The following is a 727-nucleotide window of genomic DNA, read 5'->3' as shown; positions in this document are numbered from 1 at the left end:
TTCTTGTTCTTGGTGATAGCTTGAGTGCGGGCTATCAAATGCCGATTGAGAAGAGTTGGCCTAGCTTACTCCCTGACGCGCTGCTCGAACACGGGCAAGATGTAACAGTTATTAATGGCAGCATCTCCGGAGACACTACTGGCAACGGTTTGGCTCGCCTCCCGCAACTGCTTGACCAACATACACCCGACTTAGTTCTTATCGAGTTGGGCGCCAATGATGGGTTGCGTGGCTTCCCTCCAAAAGTTATTATGTCGAATCTGTCGAAAATGATTAGCATGATCAAAGATTCTGGTGCTAATGTGGTCATGATGCAAATTCGTGTCCCACCTAACTACGGCAAGCGCTACAGCGACATGTTTTACGACATCTATCCTAAATTGGCTGAGCATCAACAAGTTCAGTTAATGCCGTTCTTCTTAGAGCATGTGATCACCAAACCTGAGTGGATGATGGATGATGGCTTACATCCGAAACCTGAAGCGCAACCTTGGATTGCGGAATTCGTTGCTCAAGAATTGGTTAAACATCTCTAATTTTGATGGTCTAGCTCAATAAGTTTTACCTAACTTTACGTTAATCTAACCAGAATTCCACTCACCGAGGTTAGATCACAACAATGCGAATAGAACCGTTAATTCAAGGTGTTGTTGCTCGCTCTGCGCATCCACACGGTTGTCATGCATCCATAAAAGAGCAAATTGAATACGTAAAAAAAGCCCCGCAG

At 45.1% G+C, this 727-nt stretch carries 2 protein-coding genes; both read left to right on the top strand.

Going from position 1 to position 727, the window contains the following annotated elements; all coding sequences use genetic code 11:
* Window positions 1-536 (top strand): arylesterase (locus R7Q46_RS26910; RefSeq protein WP_318078189.1); only part of this gene is annotated, 536 nt, incomplete at its 5' end.
* A gap of 83 nt (window positions 537-619) precedes the next feature.
* The coding region (locus R7Q46_RS26905) for a hypothetical protein (protein ID WP_318078190.1) at window positions 620-727 on the top strand (108 nt) is incomplete at its 3' end.

Source organism: Vibrio sp. 811, from assembly GCF_033339195.1.
The sequence above is the reverse complement of the archived record's forward strand: the minus strand, read 5'-3'. Positions and strand labels throughout refer to the sequence as shown.